Raw genomic sequence first — 24,164 nt, 5'->3', positions numbered from 1 at the left:
TCACTCCATCATCTTCTCAATCGGCAGCACCAGAATCGAGCTGGCGCCGAGCGCTTTCAGTTTTTCCATCGTCTCCCAGAACAGGGTTTCGCTGCTGACCATGTGCATCGCCACGCGTTGCTGATCGCCAGCCAGCGGCAGAATAGTTGGGCGTTCGGCGCCTGGCAGCAGCGCGATGACCTCTTCCAGACGCTCGCTTGGCGCGTGCATCATGATGTATTTCGATTCGCGAGCCTGGATAACGCCCTGAATACGGGTCAGCAGCTTATCGACCAGTTGCTGCTTGGCGTCGGTCATCTCACCGTCACGCTGGATCAGACAGGCTTTAGAACGGTAAATCACTTCGACTTCGCGCAGCCCGTTGGCTTCCAGGGTCGCGCCGGTCGAGACCAGATCGCAGATGGCATCGGCGAGGCCCGCGCGCGGAGCCACTTCCACAGAACCATTCAGCAAGCAGGATTTAAAAGAGACGCCTTTCTGGTCGAGATAACGTTTGAGCAGGTGCGGATAAGAGGTGGCGATGCGCTTGCCATCCAGCGCGGCGGGGCCATCCCAGGCTTCATCCACTGGCGTTGCCAGGGAAAGGCGGCAACCGCCAAAGTCGAGACGACGCAGCGTAAAGTAGCGAGGATCTTCACCCTGGGCGCGGCGGTTCAGCAGTTCTTCTTCCAGAACGTTCTCACCGATGATGCCCAGGTCAACCACGCCGTCCATCACCAGACCGGGGATATCGTCGTCACGCACACGCAGAATATCAATTGGCATATTCTCTGCCATCGCAATCAGGCGCTGAGTGTGTAAATTAATTTTAATCCCACAGCGGGCGAGTAATTCGCGTGAGTCATCGCTCAAACGACCTGATTTCTGAATAGCTATGCGTAAACGGCTGTTGTCTAACATTCTCTTTTCCTCTTTATCCTGTCTGAACCTGTCTGAATTTCGCGCCAAAAAAAAGCCCCCGGAAGATGATCTTCCGGGGGCTTTCTCATGCGTTCATGCACCACTGGAAGATCTGAATGTCTCCCAGCACACATCGCCTGAAAGACTAGTCAGGATGATGGTGATGATGGTGATGTTTAAATTGAACGCGTGTCATAAAATTCTCGATGAATGCTTATTCATGTGATGCCTTTTAAGCTAAACCACTTTAACGTCTTAAAGCAAGCGCTTTTTTTAATTCCTATTTATAGTATGAATTGTCAGTCTTAAAGCGCTGGCGTAGCCTTATAGACATAGTGCTGGAGTCAGGAGAAAACGGATGAAAAAGGTCGCAGTTGTCGGTTTAGGATGGTTAGGCATGCCGCTGGCGATGTCGCTCGCTGCCAGAGGCTGGCAGGTGACGGGGAGCAAAACCACCCAGGATGGCGTGGAAGCGGCCAGAATGAGCGGGATCGAAGGATATCCGCTACGGCTCGAGCCTGAATTGGTGTGTGAAACAGACGATCTGGATGCGCTGATGGATGTCGATGCCCTGGTGATTACCTTACCGGCTCGACGCAGCGGTCCGGGAGAGGACTTCTATTTGCAGGCGATGCAGGAGCTGGTGGACAGCGCGCTGGCGTATCGTATTCCGCGCATTATCTTTACCAGTTCGACCTCCGTCTATGGTGATGTCCAGGGGACGGTAAAAGAGGGAACCCCGCGCAATCCGGTCACCGCCAGCGGTCGTGTGTTAAAAGAGCTGGAAGACTGGCTGCATAATTTACCGGGTACCTCAGTTGATATCTTGCGACTGGCCGGGTTGGTAGGGCCGGGGCGTCATCCAGGTCGCTTCTTCGCGGGCAAAACCGCGCCTGACGGCGAACACGGCGTCAATCTGGTGCATCTGGAAGATGTGATTGCCGCCATTACGCTGCTGTTACAGGCACCGAAAGGGGGACACATCTATAATATATGTGCGCCTTCGCATCCTGCACGCAATGTGTTTTATCCGCAGATGGCGCGTCTGTTGGGAATGGAGCCGCCGCAGTTCCGCGATTCAGCGGATAACGGTAAAGGTAAAATTATCGATGGCAGCCGGATTTGTAATGAGCTTGGGTTTGAATACCAGTATCCCGATCCGCTGGTGATGCCGTTGGAGTAATGCATACCGCCAGCAGTTAGTCGCCATACAACGCAAGGGGGCGTGTATGAAACCACTGCTGGACGTGCTCATCATCCTTGATGCCCTTGAGAAAGAGGGCAGCTTCGCGGCGGCGTCCGCCAAACTGTATAAGACGCCGTCAGCTCTTAGCTATACCGTCCACCGTCTGGAAAGCGACCTCAACATTCAGATCCTCGATCGCAGTGGCCATCGCGCCCGGTTCACGCGCACGGGGCAAATGCTGTTAGAGAAAGGGCGAGAAGTTCTGCATACCGTGCGGGAACTGGAAAAGCAGGCGATAAAACTCCACGAAGGCTGGGAAAATGAACTGGTGATCGGCGTGGACGATACCTTTCCTTTTTCCCTGCTCGCCCCCCTGATTGAATCCTTTTATCAGCACCACAGCGTCACGCGCCTGAAATTCATTAATGGCGTGTTGGGGGGATCGTGGGATGCGCTGATCCAGGGCAGGGCGGATATTATTGTTGGCGCGATGCATGAACCTCCTTCATCCAGCGACTTTAGCGTTGCGCGCCTGGGTGAGCTGGAACAGATTTTCGCCGTTGCGCCACACCATCCGCTGGCTGAAGAAGCCGAGCCGCTGAGCCGCAGTACCATCAAACGCTATCGCGCGATTGTGGTCGGCGACAGTTCGCCTCTCGCTGCTGCAACGGCGACGCAACTGCTTGACGATCAAGAGGCAATCACCGTCTTCGATTTTAAAACCAAACTGGAACTGCAAATCAGCGGTCTGGGATGCGGTTATCTTCCGCGTTATCTGGCGCAGCGCTTCCTGGAAAGTGGGGCGCTGATCGAGAAAAAAGTGGCGGCGCAAATTCTCTTTGAACCAGTATGGATGGGGTGGAATGAGCAGACGGCGGGGCTCGCCAGCGCCTGGTGGCGGGATGCGATTTTAGCAAATAGTGCTATTGCGGGGATCTATAAAAAAGACGATAGCGAAAAATCAAACATTTAAGAAAAAATAGTTCGCGACAAGCTACTCATTCTCTTGTCTTTTCGCCTCATTTTAGTGCACAATGCGCCGCTTGCAAAAAATGACATTAACCGACGTTTTAATACGCGTCGGTTATTTTTTTGCATCAAACCAATCATTCATACAAAGAGGCCGGGCTTCGTACCGGATAGATATTTACTAAAAACCGACAGTTGTTGTCGCTGAGGAATCCAGAAGATGGGGCAATTTTTTGCTTACGCGACGGCATTCGCCGTAAAGGGGAATGACCATGTCGCATAACGCTACTCCAAAAACCTCTCGCGTGGAATTGCGTAAAACGCTTACGCTGATTCCGGTTGTCATGATGGGCCTTGCCTATATGCAGCCAATGACGCTGTTCGATACGTTTGGTATCGTTTCAGGCCTCACTGACGGTCACGTTGCAACGGCGTATGCCTTTGCGCTGGTCGCTATTCTCTTTACTGCGTTGAGCTACGGTAAACTGGTTCGCCGTTTCCCGTCCGCTGGCTCGGCGTATACCTATGCCCAGAAATCCATTAGTCCGACCGTCGGCTTTATGGTTGGTTGGTCATCTCTGCTGGACTACCTGTTCATGCCGATGATCAACATCCTGTTGGCAAAAATTTATTTTGAAGCGCTGGTGCCGTCCGTACCGTCGTGGATCTTTGTTGTCGCGCTGGTGGCCTTTATGACCATTTCCAACCTGCGCAGCATCAAGACCGTGGCAAACTTCAATACCCTGATTGTGATCCTGCAGATGGGCATTGTGGCGGTGATTGTTGGCCTGATCATCTACGGCGTTTCGAACGGTGAAGGCGCGGGTACGCTGACCAGCACGCGTCCGTTCTGGTCGGAAGGCGCACACGTCGTGCCAATGATTACCGGAGCAACGATTCTGTGCTTCTCGTTCCTGGGCTTTGACGGTATCTCTTCGCTGTCTGAAGAGACCAAAGATGCAGAGCGCGTGATCCCGAAGGCTATCTTCCTGACGGCGCTGATTGGCGGCCTGGTATTCATCGGTGCCTCTTACTTCCTGCAACTGTACTTCCCGGATATCTCTCGCTTTAAGGATCCGGATGCCTCTCAGCCTGAAATCATGCTGTATGTGGCGGGTAAAACCTTCCAGTGGGGCGTGCTGATTTTCTCCAGCGTGACCGTTCTGGCGTCCGGTATGGCGGCACACGCAGGCGTCTCTCGTCTGATGTACGTGATGGGCCGTGACGGCGTATTCCCGACGCGCTTCTTTGGTTACATTCATCCGAAGTGGCGTACCCCGGCATGGAACGTGCTGCTGGTGGGGGCAATTGCGCTGATGGCGATTAAATTTGACCTGGTGACGGCGACGGCGCTGATCAACTTCGGTGCGCTGGTGGCGTTTACCTTCGTGAACCTGTCTGTGATTTCACAGTTCTGGATCCGCGAAAAACGCAACAAGACGCTGAAAGACCACTTCAATTATCTGGTGCTGCCGGTATGTGGCGCGCTGACTGTTGGGGCGCTGTGGATCAACCTGGAAGAGAGCTCTATGGTTCTGGGGCTGATCTGGGCCGGTATTGGTCTGGTGTATCTGGCCTGCGTGACCAAAAGTTTCCGCAACCCGGTTCCGCAGTACGAAGATATCGCCCAGTAATTCATAAGGTTTGTAGACCCGGTAAGCGAAGCGACACCGGGCAGGAAGCCGGAGTTAACCACTCCGGCTTTTTTTATGTCTCTGGTTTATTTCCCGTCATTATTCATAACCATTCGTTCTAAATTAGAGAATTTCGTTATTGGTTCCCGGCCGCATGCTCAGGAATAATTTCCTGATTGATATTCTTCAGGCTAATGAATTTATGTTTTCAATGATTTTAAGCGGGGTTATCTGCGGCGCGCTGTTGGGCTTTGTAATGCAACGTGGTCGATTCTGCCTGACCGGCGGTTTCCGCGACATGTATATTGCTAAAAGCAACCGTATGTTTTATGCGCTGCTGATTGCGATTTCCGTGCAGAGCGTCGGTGCCTTTGCGCTGATTCAGGCGGGAGTGATTCGTTACGATGCGGGCGCGTTCCCGTGGCTCGGTACCATTGTTGGCGGTTATATCTTCGGGATTGGAATTGTCTATGCGGGCGGATGTGCCACCGGAACCTGGTATCGTGCGGGTGAGGGGCTGATCGGCAGCTGGATAGCACTGGCGACCTACATGGTGATGAGCGCGGTAATGCGTTCGCCCCATGCCAGCGGTTTAAACCAGACGTTAAAAACGTACAGCACGGAGCACAACTCCATTGCTGACACGCTGAACCTCTCCGTCTGGCCGCTGATCGCCGTTCTGCTGGTGGTGACGCTCTGGGTAGTCAGTAAAGAGCTGAAAAAGCCAAAGCTGAAAGTCGCCTCTTTGCCGCCGCGTCGTACCGGGCTTGCACATATTTTGTTTGAAAAACGCTGGCATCCGTTCGTGACGGCGGTACTGATTGGTCTTATCGCGCTGCTGGCCTGGCCGCTGAGTGAAGCTACCGGGCGTATGTTTGGACTCGGGATCACCTCGCCGACGGCTAACATTCTGCAGTTCTTGGTGGCGGGAGACAGCAAAATCCTTAACTGGGGCGTTTTCCTGGTGCTGGGGATTTTCCTTGGTTCGTTCATCGCGGCGAAAGCCAGTCGTGAATTCCGCGTGCGGGCTGCCGATGCGGCAACCACGCTGCGCAGCGGCTTCGGCGGGATCCTGATGGGATTTGGCGCCAGTATTGCCGGTGGCTGCTCTATCGGTAACGGTCTGGTGATGACGGCGATGATGACCTGGCAGGGCTGGATTGGCCTGGTATTTATGATCCTTGGCGTCTGGACCGCGTCATGGATTGTGTTTGTTCGACCGCAGCGTAAAGCCCGTCTGGCAACCGCTGCGGCAAATTAAGCGTAAGGATTAATGATGGCGATTAAAAAACTGGACGTGGTCACACAGGTTTGCCCGTTCCCACTGATTGAAGCAAAAGCCGCGCTGGCTGAAATGGCGAGCGGTGACGAACTAGTAATTGAGTTTGACTGCACACAGGCGACAGAAGCGATCCCACAGTGGGCTGCTGAAGAAGGGCATGCGATTACAGATTATCAGCAGGTTGGCGATGCCGCCTGGAGCATCACCGTCCAGAAAGCGTGATAACAGGCCCTCCGCCGTGGCGCGGAGGGCGATTCTCAGACGATCTCTTCAGCGTACTGCCACAGCGCCTTCAGCAGTACCTGCTTCTCTTTATCATCCGCATATTCCTGATACAACATCTGCAACTCGTCGGCGTAGCGCTGCAAATATTCCGGCGTAAAGACCTGACGACGGTGCTCCAGCCAGCGCTGTTGCTCCGCTTCATCCAGCGTGCCGGGGAAATTACGCGCCCGATAGTTGAACAGCAGTTTCTCAATACGTGGATCGACAAAGGTGATGTCCAGTGCCGGCAGGTTTTGCGGGTCGGTTTCCAGCACAATTTTCATTGCCGCACGGTCAGCATCGCTAAAGAAACCATTATAAAGCTGGGCATCGACGTTGTCAGACGGCGTGAACGGCTCGGCTTCGGCAAAGATGGCGACCACTTTGTCACGCACCTGCGGATTTTCACGCAGGACTTTCAGATTATCGAGACAGTGCTGGCGATTAATCCCCAGACGGTCGGCATCTTCCGGGCGCAGCGTGTTCGCCTGCGCCAGCACCGGGCATTTGTTGATGTGCACCAGCTTCAGCGGCACGGCGGCGGTATCGCCCAGATCGGCTTTGGCGGTGTACAGACGTTCGCGCAGGGTGTCGCTGTCCAGTTCCAGCAACGGCGAAATATCACCGGCCAGGTCGACCATGATCACCGCATTACGGTTATCCGGATGCCAGGCCAGCGGTGCAACCCAACTGGTGTTGCCGCGCCATGCGCCAAACATGCCGGAAACATGCACCAGCGGTTTCATTTGCGGCACGTCAATCAGCGCGGCCAGCTTGTGCTTATTGCGGTGCGTATAGAGATACTCAAACAGACGTGGCTGCCGTGACTTCACCAGTTGCGCCATCGCAATGGTGGCATAGACATCCGCCATCGCATCGTGCGCGTTGCTGTGCTCAATACCGTTTGCTTTCGTCAGATGCTCCAGGCGAAAGCTGGGGAGGCCGTCGTCATTTTCCGGCCAGTTGATGCCTTCCGGGCGCAGGGCGTAGCAAGCGCGCATCACGTCCAGCAGATCCCAGCGCGAATTATCATGCTGCCAGCTCCAGGCGTAGGGATCGTAGAAGTTACGGTACAGCACGTTGCGCGTAACCTCGTCGTCGAAGCGCACGTTGTTGTAGCCAATAATGCAGGTTTTCGGCACCGTAAACAGGGCGTGGATCCGCGCGGCAAACGCAGCTTCATTATCACCTTTCTCTCGCGCTTCCTGCGGGGTGATTCCGGTGACCATCACCGCGCCCGGCTGGGGCAAATAGTCATCCGCCGGTTTGCAGTAAAAAACCTCAGGTTCACCGATGATGTTGAATTCGCTATCGGTACGCAGAGCGGCAAATTGCGCAGGTCTGTCGAGCGCCGGATGAATGCCAAAGGTTTCGTAATCGTGGAAGAGAAAGGTGGGTTGTTGCTTGCCGTCATTCATAAATAAGTGGGTTCCGTGACTTCTGGTTGCGCGCTGCCTGGACTGCACAGAGTACCAAAATTCGGCGTGGTAATCAGCCTGACTCACAGAGAAGAAAGACAGAAAGCGGCTGGAGATAAGGTGCAACGGATCAATCAAACAGGGAATAATGTGCGATAAGTCACATTTTCTTGCAATTATTCCCTGTTCGTTTATCAGAATTTCCGTAAAAAGGACGGCTCTTTTGAAACGTCTGAGGACATGCTGTTGAAACCCCGTCTGTTTATTACCGCTTCTTTACTCGCGATGCATCTCTCTTCTGCACTTGCTGCCGGTACGGCTGACTTTGCGCCACCGCCACCTGGCATTGAAGCCGGTTCATGGGTGCTTATGGATTACACCACGGGGCAAATTCTCACGGCGGGTAATGAACATCAGCAGCGCAATCCTGCCAGCCTGACCAAGCTGATGACCGGTTACGTGGTTGACCGCGCCATTGACAGCCAGCGCATTACCCCGGACGACATTGTCACCGTGGGACGCGACGCGTGGGCGAAGGACAACCCGGTGTTCGCCGGATCCTCATTGATGTTCCTCAAAGAAGGGGACCGGGTGTCCGTGCGCGATTTAAGCCGTGGGTTGATTGTTGATTCCGGTAACGACGCCTGCGTAGCGCTGGCTGACTATATCGCCGGAGGACAACCGCAGTTTGTCGCGATGATGAACAATTACGTCAAGAAGCTCAATTTGCGGGATACCCATTTTGAGACGGTGCACGGACTGGATGCCCCTGGTCAGCACAGTTCAGCTTACGATCTGGCGGTGTTGTCCCGGGCAATCATTCATGGTGAGCCGGCGTTTTATCACATGTACAGTGAGAAAAGCCTCACCTGGAACGGTATTACCCAGCAAAACCGTAACGGACTGCTGTGGGATAAAACCATGAACGTTGATGGCCTGAAAACCGGGCACACCTCAGGCGCGGGGTTCAATTTGATTGCTTCTGCGGTGGACGGTCAGCGCCGACTGATTGCCGTGGTGATGGGCGCGAATAGCCCAAAAGGGCGTGAGGAGCAGGCACGTAAACTGCTGCACTGGGGACAACAAAATTTCGACACGGTGCAAATCCTGCGCAGCGGTAAGCAGGTCGGAACGGAGCGTATCTGGTACGGTGATAAAGAGAAAATCGCGTTAGGTACCGAACACGATTTCTGGATGGCGCTGCCAAAGGCGGAAATGCCGCACATCAAAGCGAAGTACATCCTGGATAAGAAGGAACTGGAAGCGCCGCTTGCCGCCCATCAACGGGTCGGGGAAATCGAACTCTACGACCGCGACAAACTGGTCGCTCACTGGCCTCTGGTCACGCTGGAAGCTGTCGGTAAGGGAGGCGTCTTCTCCCGTCTGAGTGATTATTTCCATCACAAAGTCTGAATCGTACTGACAGAGACTGGCAGGAGTTCGGTTCCGCTCACATAATAACCACAAAGTGCTTGTGACGGCGGTTTAGTCTTCGTTATGCTGTATATAAATACAGTGTAACGATGGAGGCAACATGAATTACGAGATCAGAAACGCTGATAAGCGCACCGTTGCAGGTTTCCACCTGGTGGGACCGTGGGAGCAAACGGTGAAACAAGGCTTTGACCAGTTGATGATGTGGGTCGATGGCAAGCAGGTTGTGGCGCAGGAGTGGATCGCCGTTTACTTCGACAATCCGGATGAAGTGCCCGCCGAAAAACTGCGCTGTAGTACGGTCGTTTCCGTGCCTGCTGATTTTGTCATCCCGGAAAACAGCGAAGGCGTGACGCTCAGCGAAATCGACGGCGGTCAATATGCGACGGCAGTTGCACGCGTCGATAATAATGATTTTGCCACGCCGTGGTATCAGTTCTTCAATAGCCTGATGCAGGACAAGGCATATGAAATGGCATGCAAACCCTGCTTTGAAGTCTATCTGAATAACGGTTGCGAAGACGGTTACTGGGATATCGAGATGTATATCGCGGTGCAACCAGCCACGAAGTAAGTCTAAAACCAGGCGGACCGGCGCGGAGCGACTACGCTTAGCGAGATGTCCTGTCCGCCACAGTGAACTTCTGCGCGTAAAAACAGGTACAATCATTTTGCTTTTTCCTGATGGAGTGCATGAGTGCGTGCCGACAAGTCACTGAGTCCATTTGAAATCCGCCTGTATCGCCATTACCGCATTGTGCATGGTATTCGCATCGCGCTGGCCTTCATCCTGACTTTTTTGCTTGTTCGTTTATATAACATTCCGGAAGGGACATGGCCCTTGATTACGCTGGTGGTGATTATGGGGCCGATCTCGTTCTGGGGAAACGTGGTTCCCCGTGCCTGGGAGCGGATTGGTGGTACGATCCTCGGATCGGTGCTGGGTCTGGTGGCGCTGCGTCTTGAGCTATTCTCATTGCCACTGATGCTGCTCTGGTGTGCGGCAGCTATGTTCCTGTGTGGATGGCTCGCGTTAGGAAAAAAACCGTATCAGGCGCTCTTGATTGGCATCACGCTTGCTGTCGTCGTGGGTGCGCCCGCTGGCGATATGGAGACCGCACTCTGGCGCGGCGGCGATGTCATTCTGGGGGCGCTCCTCGCCATGCTGTTCACCGGAATCTGGCCGCAGCGCGCCTTCATTCACTGGCGCATCCAACTGGCGCACTGCGTGACGGCCTATAACCGGGTGTATCAGGCCGCGCTGTCGCCTAATCTGTTAGAACGTCCCCGTCTGGATAAACATCTGCAACAGCTATTAGGTGACGTGGTAAAAATGCGCGGACTTATTACGCCGGCGAGCAAAGAGACGCGTATCCAGAAATCTATTTTTGAAGCCATTCAGACCGTCAATCGTAATTTGGTTTGCATGCTCGAATTGCAGATCAATGCCCTGTGGGCGACCCGTGAAAGCCATTTCGTCATGCTCAATGCCCATACGCTGCGGGAAACGCAGCAAATGACCCAGCAGGCGCTGTTGACGATTGCCCATGCCTTGTTCGAAGGTAATCCGCAGCCGATTCTCGCCAACAGCGAAAAACTGAACGAGATCGTTAACGAATTGCGCACGCTGATCCGTCAGCACGATGAACATCATGTGGCTGAAACGCCGATTCATGGCTATGTCTGGCTAAGCCTGGAAACCGCCCGTCAACTGGAGCTGCTGTCGCATCTTATCTGTCGCGCACTGCGCAAATAAAAAGCAGGTAAGGGGAATGCTGCCCTGGCTGCTTCGATTCAGCAAGGAATAAGGGTATGATGGAAACCAGAATGAAGCCATTGTCATTTGCGGCTGCGAAAAGTAATGTTAGCCCTATCGTTTAAACGAATCCGACTCTCACATTATCAGGGGTGTAAAAATGGAAACTACCAAGCCATCTTTCCAGGACGTGCTGGAATTTGTCCGTCTGTTCCGTCGTAAAAACAAACTGCAGCGTGAAATCCAGGACGTTGAGAAAAAGATCCGTGACAACCAGAAACGTGTTCTGCTGCTGGACAACCTGAGCGATTACATCAAGCCGGGGATGAGTGTTGAAGCTATTCAGGGCATCATCGCCAGCATGAAAAGCGACTATGAAGATCGCGTTGATGACTACATCATCAAAAATGCAGAGATCTCCAAAGAACGCCGCGACATCTCCAAAAAGCTGAAAGCGATGGGTGAAATGAAAAACGGCGACGCGAAAGCGGAGTAACGTTTTGCCAGCAGTGAGGATCCGTCAGGCGATCCTCACTGTCGTTTTACGCCACCGCTGACCATTCGCAATAAATGCTGTTCCGGCCAGTGCTCAGTCAGTCTGTTCCTTGCCAGTAACCACTTAACGTAATCAACATCGTGTCGCTGTCTGTCGAGCATCAGTCCGACGACGCTGCCGCTGTGCGCCACGTTCACGCCGTATAAACCACACTCTTCAACCAGCGACAATAGCGCGTCGAAATCCGGTTTTGGCAACAGCATCTGGCTGGCAATAGCGCTCAGCGTCGCCGCTTCTCCCATACGATAAGGATTTTGCTCCGCACAGGCTTCCTGTACTTTTTCCCATGCCCGCTTCAGCGCCGGTGCGCCCGCATGTAAACCTGCCTGCCGGGGAATGCGATGATAATCCGCGGTGCGTAAAGTTTGCGGACTCTCCAGTACGAGAAGATCCAGCGCCGGTTGAGCATCGCAGGGGATTTGCGTTGATGCGTCGTTGTGGTCAAACAGCGTCAGTTGCTGAAAAACGGTGCTGTCCGTCGGTTCCAGCGAGACGCATAGTTGCGCGAGGGTGGACTCATCCAGCTGATGGCCCAGATGCTGCGCGGTGGCGACAGCGGTTGCGGCAATATCCGCCGTACTGCTGGCCATGCCTTTGGCAATCGGGATAGTTGAATGGATCGAAACACGGATATCCTGACTCAGGTGGGCAGGGTAGTCCCAGTGTTCAAGAAGTCGGTTGACCATCGCCCGCGAAAGAGGGCGCTCATCCGCCAGAGGGGAACCGGTGCTGACCTCGACGGTGCTGTACCAGTCAACCGGACAGGAGATCAGTTTCTCGCTGCCCATTATCCAGCCCTGAATAAGTTCACCGCACGACGCGGGGCACTGCGCAACAGCCACGTTATCACCTTTCTGATCTGTAATCCTCGGCGCATAGTGTCATGGCGATTGCGCTATTACCATGATTTGCCGCAATTTGCGCGGCGCGAACTCAGGCCGACACGGCGATACTTTCTGATTCTGCGAGAGCAATCCGCATCACATCCTGGGCTATCATCAGCTCTTCGTTGGTGTTGATGACCGCCACTTTAACCATGGCGTTTTCCGCCTGAATAAAGGTCGCATTCCGCTGATTCTTCTCTTCGTCTACGATCAGACCCAGGAAGTGCAGATTCTGGCAGATTGCCGCTCTGGCGCGCGCTGAGTTTTCCCCGATACCTCCGGTAAACACCAGCGCATCCAGACCACCCATTTGCATGATATAGCTGCCAATCGTGGCGCGAATACGCTCTGCAAACAGTGACAGGGCGAGCGCGGCGCGGGGATTTCCGCCGTCAGCAGCCTGCTCAACGTCACGATAATCATGCGAGACGCCTGAAACGCCAAGCAGTCCGGATTCATTGTTCAACAGGTGGTTAAGTTGCTGTGGCGTTTTGCCTTCACGTTGCGCAACCCATGGCAAGATGGACGGGTCGATATCCCCGCTGCGGGTACCCATCATCACGCCGGACTGTGGGGTGAAGCCCATCGAAGTATTAACCGACTTACCGCCTTTAATCGCGCAAATACTGCTGCCATTGCCCAGATGGCAACACACGACCCGCAGCGCGCTAAGCGGGACGCCAAGTTTTTCGGCGAGCGTCGCGCTGACGTACTTATGGCTGGTTCCATGAAAACCGTAGCGACGGATGCCAAACTCTGCGTAATACCGCCACGGAAGCGGATAGATATAGGCTGGCTCTTCCAGCGTTTGATGAAACGCGGTATCAAACACGGCAACCGAAGGCACGTTGGGCAGCAACTGGCGAAACACGTTGATGCCGAGCAGGTTAACCGGGTTGTGCAAGGGCGCCAGTTCGGCAAGGCGTTCAATTTCCGCCAGTGATTCATCGGTCACGCGCGCAGAATCTTTAAACGATTCCCCGCCATGCGCCACACGATGGCCGACCCCCTCGATGTCCTGCAGGCTGGTAATAATGCCGTGGCTGATCAGCATTTCGAGAAGCAGGGTCACCGCCTCGCGATGGTCGGCAACCGGGGTGGTCTGCTGCCATTTTTGATCCTGCGCTTTCAGGGTGATCCGGGCATCCGGCAGGCCGATACGTTCAATCAGCCCCTGACACAGCAAATCACCCTGCGGCATGTCCAGTAACTGAAATTTAAGGGACGAGCTGCCCGCGTTGATCGCCATTATTTTGTGAGACATGAAGATTCCTTTTGGTTCAGAAAGGCAAACAGTTCATCGAGTCCGGAATGGTTGACGGCGCTGGTCACGAACACACGTTCTGCGCCAGCCTGTTCCAGCCAACCTGTGACCTGCGCAATTTTCTGCGGGTCCGCTAAATCTGATTTGGTCACAACGCCGAACGCCGGTCTGTTCATTGGTGCCGTAAAACCGGGGGAAAAAGGTGACCACTGTGCATCGCTGTTGAGCACGAGCGCAATGACATCCGCCTCGCAGGCACTCGCCAGCAGCGCGCTGTAAAGACAGCGGTTTTCCAGATATTCGCCAGGCGTGTCGATGGTTTCGGCAGACCAGACAATCGCCTGCGTTTTCTGATATGCGAGAGCCTCGCCGCGCAGACACTGCGTCAGCGAGGTCTTACCGCACTGGCTGGGGCCAATTAACATCATGCGCTGCATCACGCTATGTCCGCGTGATGGAACAGGTTGTAAAGCGCATCATTTCGCCGAGCGTGCGCGTAACCTGTTTGAGGGCGTATTCCACCGCCGAGACGTCGCCGGTTAACACCACCGCACCCGTGAAGCGGTCAAGAAAGCCGATCTCGACTGCGCCGGATTTCGTCGCGATATCGCAGGCAATAATGGATGCTTCACTTGGCGTGATGGTGAGAATGCCAATCGCCGAGACGCTGTCCTGCAACCCCAGCTTTTTGAACAGGTCTTTGCCGGGATTCGCAATCAGATGCGCCAGCGTGACCTGTTTGCCTGGTACGTACTCTTGGATCATGCGATCCGTGGTCGGTTGCCTTTCCATCATCCCTCCACCATCTGACGCCACATCGCTTCGTGCGGGCGAGGGATCACTGAACGATAAACCAGCAGGCCTTTTTCACCCGCGCTCTCACTGGCAACCGCGACCGCGTTGTTGACATCGGAGACATCACCCGCGACCACCATGTAGCATTTACCTCCGATACCGAACGCCATATGAACGCGCACGAGCGTAACGTTGGACGCCTTCACCGCCCGGTCAGCCGCGCTGATACAGGCTGCTACGCTCCAGGTTTCAACTATCCCCACAGCCTGACGTTTGTCCACGCTGTTCAGTCCGCTAATCGCGGGAAGCACGCTGGCATGAATATTGGGTAACACCAGACTGTCGACCAACATCTCGCCAGCGAGCGCATTTCCGGTCTCGATCGCCTGTTGTACTGCGCCGACATCGCCGCCCAGCATGAGCAAAAACTTACCCGGACAAATGGTTTTGCTGACCAGCAGATCCACATTGGCGCTTTTCAGCATGGCATCGCCTGCTTCCATCCCTTTGGCAATGCTGGTGAGTTCTAAAATACCTATGGCCTGAGACATGGTTAACCTCTTACAACGATGATGGCCTGATCTGTTACCTCACAGACAATGCCGTCAATACTGGCGTGAACAGGCGCGCCGAGCGCACCTTGCGGAATTTCAGCGACGCACTGACCACGCGCGACACGCTCGCCTTTCTGAACGCAGGGTACCGCGCTGGCGCCGATGTGCTGGCGCAACAGCAGCGTCGTTCTCTCAACAACGGGCTCGCTGTCGACTAAGGGCGCTTCCCGATACCACGGTGTCAGCCCCAGTTTGGCGATGAGTCGTTTTACCGGCACCAGACGGTATTTTGCCATCTCATCCGCCGGGTTGAGCGGCCCCTCGTAGCGCTGATTCTGTGCACGTAGCTCGCGCTTCAGCATCCGGTTAATCCGCATAGGTGAAATACCTACCGGGCAGGCCACACTTTCACAGACGTTACATTCAGAACAGGTGAGGGCACTGAGCAACAGCTGTGGCGTGGCGGCCTGATGGAAATTGACTGCGCGCACCAGCAGATGCGGAGAGAGCTCGTGACCGATGAGATGCCTCGGGCAGAGATCGGTACACAGGCGACACTGTTCACAGACTGTTCTCGCCACCGACAGCACGGTGCGCTCATCCTGCATACGTCGCTGAATCAGTGGATGTGTTTTCGGCAAAACCAGCAGTCCGCCGGTGGTTTTCGTGACCGGCGCGTCCAGTGACGTCACCAGGCTTCCCATCATCGGTCCGCCGTTGATAAACCCGGGATCGTCGATGGTCGCGCCGCCAGCCATCTCCAGCACGTCGCGTAAGGACATACCGATGGGGACGGTCACGGTCTGTGGACGAGCAACGGCGCCGTTGATAGTGAGCGTGCGGCGCGTCACTGGATAGTGCTGTTCGACCGCGCGGGCGATATTCAGTACGGTTTGTACGTTATTGACCACAACGCCCACGCTGACCGGCAGCGCAGCGGGGGGAACGCGGCGACCCGTCGCCATCCAGATGGTCAGTACTTCATCGCCTGCCGGATAAACATCAGGCAGAATGTGCAGTCTGATCGCCGGAGGTAAAAGCGGCGTCAGGGCGGTAATCGCTGGCTGGTACTTCTCTTTCAGGGCGATGATCCCTTCGCAGGCGCCGGTGGCCTTCATTGCATACTGTACGCCGCGAATCAGACGCGCTGCCTGCTGCGCCATGAGTTGCTGATCGACTTTCAGCATCGGCTCGCATTCGGCTGCATTGACGAGAAAAATGTCCACCTGAGCCTGGAGTTTGACATACGTCGGAAAACCGGCACCACCAGCCCCCACAATGCCTGCCGCACGAACGCGTTCAACGAGCGTCGGCGCATCCAGGACGTCTGGTTTATCATTCAGGGCGGTATTCATAACAATTCCTCAAGCAGTTCCTGAATGGCCCCGACATCCGCCGCTCTGGGGTTGGTTTTCAGCGTCACGTCTGCCAGCGCGGCTTGAACCATTGCCGGAATGCGCGCTGACCAGTTCTGTTTCTGTTCTTTAAGCGCCACGGCAAGGGTTGGGATAGCACACGCTTTTTTCAGTTGCTCGATGTGCTGCACCAGCGCGTTCACGCTCGCCGTTTCATTGGCGCTGTCAGTACATAAATGACAGGCCTTCGCGAACCGGGCGTAACGTTTAGCCGCTCGCGGATCGTGCGCGTTGAAGCGGATCACCGACGCCAGCAGCAGGGCATTCGCCAGACCGTGCGGTAAATGGAACTGACCGCCTAACTGGTGGGCGATGGCGTGGTTCAGTCCCAGTCCAGCCTGGCTGAAGGCCATCCCTGCCAGCGTAGAGGCGTTGTGCATTTTGCCGCGTGTAGCGAGGCAGTCGCCTTTACGAACCGCGACAGGCAGATACTGAAAGACTATCTGAGCGGCTTTTTCCGCGAGTGCGTCGGTAAAGTCACTGGCGCGCGTGGACACATAGGCTTCCAGCGCGTGCGTCAACACATCCATTCCGGTATTGGCGGTAATGGCGGGTGGGACGCTGACGACCAGCATCGGATCAAGGATCGCCATGTCCGGGTAGAGCGCGTTATTGAACAGCGGATATTTAATGCCTTTCTCCGGATCGCTTATCACGCAGGCGCTGGTCACTTCCGATCCGGTTCCGCTGGTGGTTGGGATCGCCACACAGGTTTCAATATCAATATCAAATTGACGACTGAACCAGACAATGGCTTTCGCAGCATCCAGCGCGGAGCCACCGCCGAAACCAATCACCACGTCGGGGCGCAGGGACTGCATTTGTGCAATCCCCTGAACGACGGTTCCGATAGTGGGGTCGGGCGTAATCTCACTGAAGACGCTGATCCGGTTATCTGCCGGTATCGCCTCGCGAAGCGTATCAATCAGCGGCGAACGGGCGAGAAAACCATCGCAGATAATCCAGATGTGCTTGTTCGTAAAGCGGCCAAGCACTTTCAGGCTTCCAGGGCCGCTGTACAAACGGGTTTGTAGTGAAAAAGTATTCATCACAACCTCATTAGCGGATTGAGAAACCGTTAGTCAGCACACAGCGACGGGAGCGGGCAAACGTGCGTGCCGATGTTGTCCCTTCACCCGTCGGCGTGGCGATGGTGAAGGTGGTAAACCCTTCGCCGCCGACGCCAATCCCCGCATAGGAGGGGCCGTTTTTAACGAAAATGGAGGTCTGCAGCGTTCGCGCCGCAAGGTTCAGGCGAGAGACATTCTGCGAATGCATAATGGCGGTGTGGTGTAATCCTTCTTCCACTTTCAGCGCCAGCGACAACGCGGCGTCAAAATCTTTCACCTTCACCACGGGCAGCATCGGCATTAACTGCTCGCTGGTTACCCAACTGTCGTCGGCGCTGACGACGCCAATCAGCAGGCGCGGCGCTTTTGCCGGGAGCGGAATACCGGCGGCTTCAAGCATAGCGCAAGGGCTTTTACCCACCAGTTTTTTATTGGCTACCCCCTCTGGCAGACAGGTTGCACGCAGCTTCTCTGTCTCGGCTGGACTCAACAACAGCGCGCCGAAACTTTGCATCTGCTGAATCAGTTGTTCAGCGACGGATTCCACCACTATCAGGCTTTTTTCTGCGATGCACGGCAGGTTGTAGTCAAACGACGCGCCGTTGATAATATCTTCCGCCGCTTTCACCAGATCGGCCGTCTCATCGACGATGCAAGGAGGATTCCCCGCGCCTGCACCAATCACTTTTTTTCCGCTCTTCATACCCATTGCCACAATGCCCGGACCGCCGGTAATCGCCAGCACGGCAATTTTCGGGTGCGCCATCATCTGCTGGGTGGCTTCAAACGTCGGTTCGGCAACGGTCACCACCAGATTGCGAATGCCGCAGCGACGAAACGCAATATCTTCAATCATGGCGATAAGTTTCAGTGACACGGCCTTCGCACCCGGATGCGGGCTGAAATAGACGCTGTTGCCCGCCGCCAGCATGCTGATGCTGTTGTTGATAATGGTCTCTGTCGGGTTAGTGCTGGGGGCGACGGAGCCGATCACGCCAAACGGTGAATATTCAAACAGCACCATGCCGCCATCGCCGGTGAGCGCGGTGGTAGTCAGATCTTCGATGCCAGGAGTATTGTCCAGCGCCGCTTTGTTTTTGAGGAACTTGTCCTCTTTGTTACCCATTCCCGTTTCCGCGGCACTCTCTGCTGCCAGCGAGGCCAGCTGTGGCGTGAGCTCTTCACGAATGGCGCTGATAATAGCGCTGCGCGTTTTCAGAGGTGACTGCTGATAACGCAAGAATGCCTGGTGGGCAGCATCGACAGCTTCACCAACAGACTGAAAGATGCCGTTCCCTTTGATTTCAGTTTTTGCGGGAGCCAGTTGCTCGCTCAGAATAGTGCGGATGAGGGTTTCCAGTTCGGTCGTATTCATTGATGTGTTCTCACGTTTATTGCCGCAATGGCAGCCTGTGCAATGTCCATGTCCTGTTCAACGCTTCCACCGCTGATACCAAGACCCCCAATAAGCAATCCATCACGCCATAGCGCGTAGCCGCCACCAAAAGTGACGACTTTTCCCTGCATATGACTTTCCAACCCGTATAGCGGCGCGCCGGGCTGAACTACTGACGCAAGTTCGTGCGTCGCGGTTTTCATCGCCACCGCAGTCCAGGCTTTTTTCGGCGCCAGTTCACTGCTGACCAGCAGGGCATCCGGCATCCGCCAGGTGACGGCTTCGGTGCCGTTAGCATCAACAATGCTGATGACCACCGGGACGTTTAAGACTTGCGCTCGCTCGACGGCGGCGCGTGTTAACTGGTGAAGATCGCCAAAGGAGAGCGACATCGTAGATTCCTTTTTGACAGGGGCGTGACCCGCTGCCAGATAGCGCTTCGTCACTTCCCGGATAATGGTGTCCTGATGGGCGTCGTGATCTTCCGCGCGCGCCAGTGCATACAAGCAGTCTGACAGGCGGTTGATATAGCGCATCAGCACATGCCTGACGGTGACCTCGGCCGCGAGTTCCACCAGACGGCGTTCGGCCCGGCGCGCCAGAGTGCGGGCAAAATGCAGGCGGCTTGCGGCTTCGCAACGGCCAGGCAAAATGAAACTGCGCAAGGGGGCAACGCGTCCCATCGCGGTGTCGATAGCCGCTTCCAGTGCGGCAATTTCCTCAGAGCTGATATAGCGCTGATCCGCAGACGGCTGCTCGCTTTCGCTGGCAAGTTCAGCGCTGAACCAGAAAATTTGCAGTTGAATGGCCTCCAGCAGCGCGCGATGCTGCGCGCTATGGGTGGCGCAGACGCACAGGCTCAGCGCGGCGTTAAGCTCATCGAGCGTGCCATACGCTTCCACGCGGGGGTGCGTTTTACTGACGCGCTGTCCGGTAAAGAGCGCGGTTGTGCCAGCATCACCTGTGCGGGTATAAATCGCCATAACTCCCCCTTACCGAGAAAGCGTGTCGACAATGCCGACAACGGCCAGATCGATGGCCTCATTCGGCCCGGAAAAAACATGTCTGGCGCTGGAGCCACTACTCAGGAGCACCAGTTCGCCAACGCCTGCGCCGACGGAGTCAACGGCGACTTCATCACCTGCCGTTGGGTTCGCCGGCAATTCACCGTCGGCACTCACGCGGCGTACCAGCAGAAGTTTTTTTCCGACCAACGAGGGCGATTTTTGCGTGGATACCACCGCGCCTGTAACACGTGCCAGATGCATGGTTCACTCCTGCTTCATCAATTGGATGTGGCGCGAGCTCGCGGTCTCGCGAGCCAGCGCGGTAACAACACATTTGCGATGCAGCACCAGCAACCCTGCAGGTAACGGGGCAACATCGGCATAACTTAACAGTCGGGTGGGGTGCAGCATGATAGGCTGCCCCTGTTCGTCACAGAGAATCAGCGGCAGTCGGGCCAGTTTTTTTACCGGCACGGCGGGCAGTAACCGACGTTGCACTGAGAGTTGCACCCGCAGGCCCAATGCCAGCGCCTCATGGATCATGACGGCGGCGGCATGTGACGAATCGTTGTTGGCGATCTGCTCCAGCAGGGGCAGATCGACCTGTAAAATATGCACAGAGGCATACTGAGAAAACAGGGCGCGGGACGGTGTTTCCCGCAGTTGCGCGACGCTCAGCGTGACGGTGCTTTGCGCACGACGTTGCAGGCGGGAGACCACCTCCTCGACGATTCGCTGCAACAGATCGCCGTTCATCGCTCAGTCACCAGTGTGACGAAAGCATTGGGATCATCTGCCCCGGCGGCATTGGCCTCGTCCGTATCAATATGCATCTCCAGACGCATGTCGGGGGAAACGCGTACCGCAACGTTATCGAAGATCAGCCGACGATCGGTGCCCTCAATGGCGACACTGACGCTATCGCCGTGAGCAACGCGCAGGATCAGCGCATCCAGCGGCGACATATGAATGTGGCGCTGGGCGACGATCACCCCGGAGGTGAGTTCGAGTTCGCCAAAGGGACTCACGAGGCGAATACCCGGCGTACCTTTGAGATTTCCGGACATCCGCAACGGCGCGGCGATGCCCAGCGTTCTGGCATCTGTGCGCGAAATCTCCACCTGGCTGGTGCTACGCAGCGGCCCCAGCAGGCGGACATTTTTCAGTTGACCTTTTGGTCCCACTAACGTGACGGTTTGCTCAGCCGCATACTGTCCCGGTTGTAGAAGCCCTTTTTTCTCACTAATAGGATGTCCCGGAAATAGACGGGCATAATCCTCAGCGTTAAGGTGGATATGACGGTTGGAAACGCCCAGTGGAATGGGGCGATCCCGTAATTCATTCAGCACTTTGCTGACCGTCGTTTCCAGAAGTTGCTTATCCATTACGCTTAACCTCGTTTACCTGAATGCAGGCAGAGCGACCGGGGTTCGCCTTTCTGGCGCTTACAGGCCGGGTCCAGACACAAATTGCAGCTGATGATCCCGTCTTCAGGCGCCGCTTCCGGTGCTGACTCTTCTACAACGACTTCAGTTTCAGGTTCTTCGATGGGGGCTGGCACGGATTCCGGTGCAGACACCGTTGCGGGTGCAGGCACAGGTGCCGGAGTGGCAGCCATCGCGCGAGAAAGAATGCCCTCGCCAGGTCTGGCGATCACTTTATGCGCGACCAGGCCATCTTGCTGTTCAGCGAGATGAGCACCGGTGATAATGGCAGACTGTACTGATGCCACATCACCGGTGATCTTGATCACCGTCCAGCCTGAACCGTTGGTTTTTTCAAGGCCAACCAGCGTGATGGAAGCCGCTTTCGCCATGGCATCTGCGCAACAGATGGCTAATGCCAGACCACTAACTTCGAGTAATCCCAGTGATTGCTTCACGCTGTGCTCCTTTTCGATAATGCTCAGGCCGATTTCGGTAAAATAGCCTCAACGTCGCTGTGCGGACGCGGGATAACGTGGCTGGATTTCACCTCACCCACGACGCTTGCTGCCGCGCAGCCTGCATCAACGGCGGCTTTAACGGCGCCGACGTCACCGCGAACCATGACGGTCACCAGGCCGGAGCCGATTTTTTCGTAACCGACCAGTTGCACGTTGGCGGATTTCACCATGGCATCTGCGGCTTCAATCGCGCCGACCAACCCTTTTGTTTCAACCAGACCCAGTGCGTTATTCATACTGCAATTCTCCTGTGGATTAAGCATTGAGATCCCGGAAGGGGATCCCTTTGACTAACCTTGCCGCGTTGTTTCCAGTACTTCGCCGGTCAAGGCTGTTTTGGCGATACGTCAGCGTAAAAAGCGGCGCTGAAGTGGGTAAATTCTTGTAGTGCACGACCAGGGTTTCTTCATTGCAGGCGATGCCGACCAGTAGCGGAGACTGGCGGGCCGCCTGCCATGCGCTCTGAACGACTTCTCCCGCCGCCTGGTTTTGGATCACAAACGGAATGCCTTCTTCTTCAATGCCGAGCAGCACCTCTTTCCAGACTGAAAGGCAGTCGCCGATGGTCGAAATCACAATGGCAGGCGTGGTGACGCTACTGTCCATGGGCAAACTCCTTATGCCAGGAGAGGATGAGCCCAGTCGCAACCGCGTTTCGCGGGCCTTCGGTGCCGCGAATGTTTCCGCGTCCGGCCACCAGGCGATAATGCGCCAGGGCGTCCGTCACCAGTTGCGGCACTTCAAAGTCCAGCGAGGAGCCACCGACCAGAACGACAAACGGAATATCGCGGATATTGCCCGTCGGGCTAACCTGTCGCAGTGCGCGCAGGGCGTTGGTGACAAACACGCGCTCTTTGGCGCTGCGGCGAATGGCGCGAACTTTCTCCAGCGCGAGATCGCCGGGCAGGGGCACCAGTTCATCCGGCTTGACCACACAGACGCGGGCAAACACCGCAGGGGGAAGTGGCGTCGGGAAGAATTGAACGCTACCGTCTTCATGGCGCAGATGGAAAAGGCTTTCGACTTTGGCTAACGGATACTTTTTGATCTCTTCCGCCAGATAGCGGTCATCAAGTCCCAGCTCCCGGGCGATGATCATGGTAACCATGTCGCCAGCCCCGGCGAGGTGGGTGGCGATAATTTCGCCTTTGGGATTGATAATGGAGGCGTCGGTCGAGCCCGCACCTAAGTCCAGAATCGCCAGCGGACGCGTGGTACCTGGCGTGGTGAGCGCGCCCAGAATTGCCGCTTCGGCTTCTGCACCGCCAACCTGTACATCCACGTTCAGCTTTTCTTTGATTTCGCTGGCGATCATTGCCATCTGCAGACGGTCTGATTTCACCATCGAGGCGATACCGACAGCCTGCTCAAGAGAAAACTCACCGGCCAGTCCACCGGTGACACTGACCGGAACGGAGGTATCTACGGCCAGTAAATCCTGGATAAAAATTTCGTTGCTTGGCTTATTGGTCAGTTCAGCCATTGTCTGGCGAACGTGTTCCAGCATACCGCCAATATTGGTGCCCGCTTCACCGGTAACGTTGTCCAGTTTCGGGCATTCGCCAACTGCTTTCATAATGGCATCGGCGCCTGCAGCGACATCAACGCGTAGCGTGCGCCCTTGGGACTGCAGTTCAATGTTTCCGGCAGGAATGGCACGTGCTTTAACATCGCCTGACGGGGTTTTCACCACCACGGCGGAACGGTTGCCAATCAGCGCTCGCGCCATCGGGACAATGTTTTTGGTCTCGTCCGCATTGAGATTAAACACCGTCGCGATGCCATAAGGATTTGACAGCGTTTCGATGACTTTACCGGGCACGGCGACCTCAATGGCGGCCAGCATTCCGAGCGGGATACGGTCGATGTACAGCACTTCGTCAACGATGGGCAGGGGTTTTTCCAGTCGGTTACTGACCAGAACGCCATCGTCCTGTTGCAAAATGACACCGGTTAACTGGTAACCGGCACGGACAGAGGCGTTAATCATGGTGGCGACATCAGCGAAATCGAAAGCAGATGACACCACCAGAATTAACGGGGTATCCGCCGGTCGGGTGAGTAACTCTTCCGGCGTGATAGTGATCCCCACCCCCAGGCCGACGCCGCCCGGTGTTTTCGGGTTATGACCGATCATGGTGGATTCGGTGATGATGGTTTCCGTGATGGTTTCCATCGCGACATCACCAATCACCGGGGTGGCTTCGTTGATACGGATAAGCGAGATATCGCTGACATTGATGCCTGCACGGTTAGCCGCAAGCGTGAGCGCCTCCTGAATCCCAAACACATTACGCAATGTGCCTTTTATCCCGGTGGTTTCTGCCAGCGCGCTACCGGTAATGGTGAGCGCGCCAGTGTCATCCAGCGTCGCCAGCGCGACTTCTGTGGATGAGTTGCCGATATCAATACCAGCTATATATCTCATGACCTTT

The 24,164-nt window shown here is 55.5% G+C and carries 29 protein-coding genes and 1 other annotated feature; of the genes, 10 read left to right on the top strand and 19 right to left on the bottom strand.

Going from position 1 to position 24,164, the window contains the following annotated elements; translation table 11 throughout:
• Positions 1-900, bottom strand: a complete 900-nt coding sequence (gene hisG, locus HVX64_RS14575) for an ATP phosphoribosyltransferase (protein WP_043000214.1) — start codon at positions 898-900, stop codon at positions 1-3.
• Positions 901-946: 46 nt separating this feature from the next.
• Positions 947-1,070 (bottom strand) — a sequence feature (His leader region).
• Positions 1,046-1,096 (bottom strand): his operon leader peptide, encoded by a 51-nt coding sequence (gene hisL, locus HVX64_RS14570; protein ID WP_001364200.1) that lies wholly within the window; start codon positions 1,094-1,096, stop codon positions 1,046-1,048. (Overlaps the previous feature by 25 nt.)
• 162 nt (positions 1,097-1,258) lie before the next feature.
• On the opposite strand from hisL, the gene HVX64_RS14565 reads away from it, so the two are divergent.
• The 6 genes from HVX64_RS14565 to tsuB all read left to right on the top strand — a co-directional run bounded on the left by HVX64_RS14565 (position 1,259) and on the right by tsuB (position 6,193).
• Complete coding sequence (locus tag HVX64_RS14565; protein ID WP_043000216.1) at positions 1,259-2,083, top strand: SDR family oxidoreductase; 825 nt, start codon at positions 1,259-1,261, stop codon at positions 2,081-2,083.
• 46 nt (positions 2,084-2,129) lie between these two features.
• Positions 2,130-3,059, top strand: coding sequence for a LysR family transcriptional regulator (locus tag HVX64_RS14560; RefSeq protein WP_043000217.1), 930 nt, complete (start codon positions 2,130-2,132; stop codon positions 3,057-3,059).
• Positions 3,060-3,275: 216 nt separating this feature from the next.
• Positions 3,276-3,338 (top strand): membrane protein YoeI, encoded by a 63-nt coding sequence (yoeI, locus tag HVX64_RS14555; protein WP_099433339.1) that lies wholly within the window; start codon positions 3,276-3,278, stop codon positions 3,336-3,338.
• Positions 3,328-4,689 (top strand): APC family permease, encoded by a 1,362-nt coding sequence (locus tag HVX64_RS14550; RefSeq protein ID WP_044258725.1) that lies wholly within the window; start codon positions 3,328-3,330, stop codon positions 4,687-4,689. The genes yoeI and HVX64_RS14550 overlap by 11 nt, the downstream gene beginning before the upstream one ends.
• Positions 4,690-4,891: 202 nt before the next feature.
• Positions 4,892-5,950 (top strand): thiosulfate utilization transporter TsuA/YeeE, encoded by a 1,059-nt coding sequence (gene tsuA / locus HVX64_RS14545; RefSeq protein ID WP_181825040.1) that lies wholly within the window; start codon positions 4,892-4,894, stop codon positions 5,948-5,950.
• A gap of 15 nt (positions 5,951-5,965) precedes the next feature.
• Entirely contained in the window at positions 5,966-6,193 is a 228-nt protein-coding gene (tsuB, locus tag HVX64_RS14540) for a thiosulfate utilization sulfurtransferase TsuB/YeeD (protein ID WP_000985275.1), read from the top strand.
• 35 nt (positions 6,194-6,228) lie between these two features.
• On the opposite strand, the gene sbcB is transcribed toward tsuB, so the two are convergent.
• Complete coding sequence (gene sbcB, locus HVX64_RS14535) at positions 6,229-7,653, bottom strand: exodeoxyribonuclease I (protein WP_043000219.1); 1,425 nt, start codon at positions 7,651-7,653, stop codon at positions 6,229-6,231.
• A gap of 240 nt (positions 7,654-7,893) precedes the next feature.
• Here sbcB and dacD point away from each other — a divergent pair, with 240 nt between their 5' ends.
• The 4 genes from dacD to HVX64_RS14515 all read left to right on the top strand — a co-directional run bounded on the left by dacD (position 7,894) and on the right by HVX64_RS14515 (position 11,339).
• Positions 7,894-9,066: a serine-type D-Ala-D-Ala carboxypeptidase DacD gene (gene dacD / locus HVX64_RS14530; protein ID WP_044257558.1), complete on the top strand. Its 1,173-nt coding sequence runs from the start codon at positions 7,894-7,896 to the stop codon at positions 9,064-9,066.
• 121 nt (positions 9,067-9,187) lie between these two features.
• Entirely contained in the window at positions 9,188-9,661 is a 474-nt protein-coding gene (gene sbmC, locus HVX64_RS14525) for a DNA gyrase inhibitor SbmC (RefSeq protein ID WP_043000221.1), read from the top strand.
• A 123-nt stretch (positions 9,662-9,784) separates the two neighbouring features.
• Positions 9,785-10,843 carry an FUSC family protein gene (locus HVX64_RS14520; protein WP_044257559.1) on the top strand — a complete coding sequence of 353 codons (1,059 nt, stop codon included), beginning with the start codon at positions 9,785-9,787 and terminating at the stop codon, positions 10,841-10,843.
• Between the two features lie 160 nt (positions 10,844-11,003).
• Positions 11,004-11,339 carry a DUF496 family protein gene (locus tag HVX64_RS14515; RefSeq protein WP_042318175.1) on the top strand — a complete coding sequence of 112 codons (336 nt, stop codon included), beginning with the start codon at positions 11,004-11,006 and terminating at the stop codon, positions 11,337-11,339.
• A 35-nt stretch (positions 11,340-11,374) separates the two neighbouring features.
• Here the strand turns inward: HVX64_RS14515 and HVX64_RS14510 are convergent, their stop codons facing one another.
• The 16 genes from HVX64_RS14510 to HVX64_RS14435 all read right to left on the bottom strand — a co-directional run bounded on the left by HVX64_RS14510 (position 11,375) and on the right by HVX64_RS14435 (position 24,157).
• Positions 11,375-12,241 carry an L-threonine kinase gene (locus HVX64_RS14510; RefSeq protein ID WP_044257560.1) on the bottom strand — a complete coding sequence of 289 codons (867 nt, stop codon included), beginning with the start codon at positions 12,239-12,241 and terminating at the stop codon, positions 11,375-11,377.
• Between the two features lie 91 nt (positions 12,242-12,332).
• A complete protein-coding gene (locus tag HVX64_RS14505; RefSeq protein ID WP_044257561.1) occupies positions 12,333-13,547 on the bottom strand; it encodes an acetate/propionate family kinase in 1,215 nt (404 codons plus the stop codon).
• Complete coding sequence (gene pduV / locus HVX64_RS14500) at positions 13,532-13,984, bottom strand: EutP/PduV family microcompartment system protein (protein ID WP_044257562.1); 453 nt, start codon at positions 13,982-13,984, stop codon at positions 13,532-13,534. Before pduV ends, HVX64_RS14505 begins: the two co-directional genes overlap by 16 nt.
• 4 nt (positions 13,985-13,988) lie before the next feature.
• Positions 13,989-14,339: a propanediol utilization microcompartment protein PduU gene (pduU, locus tag HVX64_RS14495; RefSeq protein WP_042318179.1), complete on the bottom strand. Its 351-nt coding sequence runs from the start codon at positions 14,337-14,339 to the stop codon at positions 13,989-13,991.
• Entirely contained in the window at positions 14,339-14,893 is a 555-nt protein-coding gene (gene pduT, locus HVX64_RS14490; protein WP_043000226.1) for a propanediol utilization microcompartment protein PduT, read from the bottom strand. Before pduT ends, pduU begins: the two co-directional genes overlap by 1 nt.
• Positions 14,894-14,895: 2 nt before the next feature.
• Positions 14,896-16,251, bottom strand: a complete 1,356-nt coding sequence (locus tag HVX64_RS14485) for a 4Fe-4S dicluster domain-containing protein (protein WP_044257563.1) — start codon at positions 16,249-16,251, stop codon at positions 14,896-14,898.
• The gene (locus HVX64_RS14480; RefSeq protein WP_044257564.1) at positions 16,248-17,360 is read right to left on the bottom strand and encodes a 1-propanol dehydrogenase PduQ; all 1,113 of its coding nucleotides are present in this window, start codon (positions 17,358-17,360) and stop codon (positions 16,248-16,250) included. The genes HVX64_RS14485 and HVX64_RS14480 overlap by 4 nt, the downstream gene beginning before the upstream one ends.
• Positions 17,361-17,370: 10 nt before the next feature.
• A complete protein-coding gene (gene pduP / locus HVX64_RS14475) occupies positions 17,371-18,756 on the bottom strand; it encodes a CoA-acylating propionaldehyde dehydrogenase PduP (RefSeq protein ID WP_044257565.1) in 1,386 nt (461 codons plus the stop codon).
• The gene (gene pduO / locus HVX64_RS14470; protein WP_043000230.1) at positions 18,753-19,760 is read right to left on the bottom strand and encodes a two-domain cob(I)yrinic acid a,c-diamide adenosyltransferase PduO; all 1,008 of its coding nucleotides are present in this window, start codon (positions 19,758-19,760) and stop codon (positions 18,753-18,755) included. The genes pduP and pduO overlap by 4 nt, the downstream gene beginning before the upstream one ends.
• A gap of 9 nt (positions 19,761-19,769) precedes the next feature.
• Positions 19,770-20,045: a propanediol utilization microcompartment protein PduN gene (pduN, locus tag HVX64_RS14465; RefSeq protein ID WP_012906340.1), complete on the bottom strand. Its 276-nt coding sequence runs from the start codon at positions 20,043-20,045 to the stop codon at positions 19,770-19,772.
• Positions 20,046-20,048: 3 nt separating this feature from the next.
• Positions 20,049-20,540 (bottom strand): microcompartment protein PduM, encoded by a 492-nt coding sequence (gene pduM / locus HVX64_RS14460; protein WP_044257566.1) that lies wholly within the window; start codon positions 20,538-20,540, stop codon positions 20,049-20,051.
• Positions 20,537-21,169, bottom strand: coding sequence for a phosphate propanoyltransferase (locus tag HVX64_RS14455; protein ID WP_043000232.1), 633 nt, complete (start codon positions 21,167-21,169; stop codon positions 20,537-20,539). Before HVX64_RS14455 ends, pduM begins: the two co-directional genes overlap by 4 nt.
• A gap of 5 nt (positions 21,170-21,174) precedes the next feature.
• Positions 21,175-21,666 (bottom strand): BMC domain-containing protein, encoded by a 492-nt coding sequence (locus tag HVX64_RS14450; protein ID WP_044257567.1) that lies wholly within the window; start codon positions 21,664-21,666, stop codon positions 21,175-21,177.
• A gap of 23 nt (positions 21,667-21,689) precedes the next feature.
• Positions 21,690-21,965: a propanediol utilization microcompartment protein PduJ gene (gene pduJ / locus HVX64_RS14445; RefSeq protein ID WP_042318188.1), complete on the bottom strand. Its 276-nt coding sequence runs from the start codon at positions 21,963-21,965 to the stop codon at positions 21,690-21,692.
• 19 nt (positions 21,966-21,984) lie between these two features.
• On the bottom strand, positions 21,985-22,335 hold the full coding sequence (locus tag HVX64_RS14440) for a glycerol dehydratase reactivase beta/small subunit family protein (RefSeq protein ID WP_043000234.1): 351 nt from the start codon (positions 22,333-22,335) through the stop codon (positions 21,985-21,987).
• Complete coding sequence (locus HVX64_RS14435) at positions 22,325-24,157, bottom strand: diol dehydratase reactivase subunit alpha (RefSeq protein ID WP_043000235.1); 1,833 nt, start codon at positions 24,155-24,157, stop codon at positions 22,325-22,327. Before HVX64_RS14435 ends, HVX64_RS14440 begins: the two co-directional genes overlap by 11 nt.
• Positions 24,158-24,164: the final 7 nt, after the last annotated feature.

Source organism: Citrobacter sp. RHB20-C16, assembly GCF_013890155.1.
Lineage (GTDB): Bacteria > Pseudomonadota > Gammaproteobacteria > Enterobacterales > Enterobacteriaceae > Citrobacter_A > Citrobacter_A amalonaticus.
The sequence above is the reverse complement of the archived record's forward strand: the minus strand, read 5'-3'. Positions and strand labels throughout refer to the sequence as shown.

What these genes read in the sequence shown, in the direction of transcription:
- hisG (WP_043000214.1), bottom strand. Translation starts at nt 900, where the DNA reads ATGTTAGACAACAGCCGTTTACGCATAGCTATTCAGAAATCAGGTCGT.
- HVX64_RS14565 (WP_043000216.1), top strand. Translation starts at nt 1,259, where the DNA reads ATGAAAAAGGTCGCAGTTGTCGGTTTAGGATGGTTAGGCATGCCGCTG.
- HVX64_RS14560 (WP_043000217.1), top strand. Translation starts at nt 2,130, where the DNA reads ATGAAACCACTGCTGGACGTGCTCATCATCCTTGATGCCCTTGAGAAA.
- HVX64_RS14550 (WP_044258725.1), top strand. Translation starts at nt 3,328, where the DNA reads ATGTCGCATAACGCTACTCCAAAAACCTCTCGCGTGGAATTGCGTAAA.
- tsuA (WP_181825040.1), top strand. Translation starts at nt 4,892, where the DNA reads ATGTTTTCAATGATTTTAAGCGGGGTTATCTGCGGCGCGCTGTTGGGC.
- tsuB (WP_000985275.1), top strand. Translation starts at nt 5,966, where the DNA reads ATGGCGATTAAAAAACTGGACGTGGTCACACAGGTTTGCCCGTTCCCA.
- sbcB (WP_043000219.1), bottom strand. Translation starts at nt 7,653, where the DNA reads ATGAATGACGGCAAGCAACAACCCACCTTTCTCTTCCACGATTACGAA.
- dacD (WP_044257558.1), top strand. Translation starts at nt 7,894, where the DNA reads ATGCTGTTGAAACCCCGTCTGTTTATTACCGCTTCTTTACTCGCGATG.
- sbmC (WP_043000221.1), top strand. Translation starts at nt 9,188, where the DNA reads ATGAATTACGAGATCAGAAACGCTGATAAGCGCACCGTTGCAGGTTTC.
- HVX64_RS14515 (WP_042318175.1), top strand. Translation starts at nt 11,004, where the DNA reads ATGGAAACTACCAAGCCATCTTTCCAGGACGTGCTGGAATTTGTCCGT.
- HVX64_RS14505 (WP_044257561.1), bottom strand. Translation starts at nt 13,547, where the DNA reads ATGTCTCACAAAATAATGGCGATCAACGCGGGCAGCTCGTCCCTTAAA.
- pduV (WP_044257562.1), bottom strand. Translation starts at nt 13,984, where the DNA reads ATGCAGCGCATGATGTTAATTGGCCCCAGCCAGTGCGGTAAGACCTCG.
- pduU (WP_042318179.1), bottom strand. Translation starts at nt 14,339, where the DNA reads ATGGAAAGGCAACCGACCACGGATCGCATGATCCAAGAGTACGTACCA.
- pduT (WP_043000226.1), bottom strand. Translation starts at nt 14,893, where the DNA reads ATGTCTCAGGCCATAGGTATTTTAGAACTCACCAGCATTGCCAAAGGG.
- HVX64_RS14485 (WP_044257563.1), bottom strand. Translation starts at nt 16,251, where the DNA reads ATGAATACCGCCCTGAATGATAAACCAGACGTCCTGGATGCGCCGACG.
- HVX64_RS14480 (WP_044257564.1), bottom strand. Translation starts at nt 17,360, where the DNA reads ATGAATACTTTTTCACTACAAACCCGTTTGTACAGCGGCCCTGGAAGC.
- pduP (WP_044257565.1), bottom strand. Translation starts at nt 18,756, where the DNA reads ATGAATACGACCGAACTGGAAACCCTCATCCGCACTATTCTGAGCGAG.
- pduO (WP_043000230.1), bottom strand. Translation starts at nt 19,760, where the DNA reads ATGGCGATTTATACCCGCACAGGTGATGCTGGCACAACCGCGCTCTTT.
- pduN (WP_012906340.1), bottom strand. Translation starts at nt 20,045, where the DNA reads ATGCATCTGGCACGTGTTACAGGCGCGGTGGTATCCACGCAAAAATCG.
- pduM (WP_044257566.1), bottom strand. Translation starts at nt 20,540, where the DNA reads ATGAACGGCGATCTGTTGCAGCGAATCGTCGAGGAGGTGGTCTCCCGC.
- HVX64_RS14455 (WP_043000232.1), bottom strand. Translation starts at nt 21,169, where the DNA reads ATGGATAAGCAACTTCTGGAAACGACGGTCAGCAAAGTGCTGAATGAA.
- pduJ (WP_042318188.1), bottom strand. Translation starts at nt 21,965, where the DNA reads ATGAATAACGCACTGGGTCTGGTTGAAACAAAAGGGTTGGTCGGCGCG.
- HVX64_RS14440 (WP_043000234.1), bottom strand. Translation starts at nt 22,335, where the DNA reads ATGGACAGTAGCGTCACCACGCCTGCCATTGTGATTTCGACCATCGGC.
- HVX64_RS14435 (WP_043000235.1), bottom strand. Translation starts at nt 24,157, where the DNA reads ATGAGATATATAGCTGGTATTGATATCGGCAACTCATCCACAGAAGTC.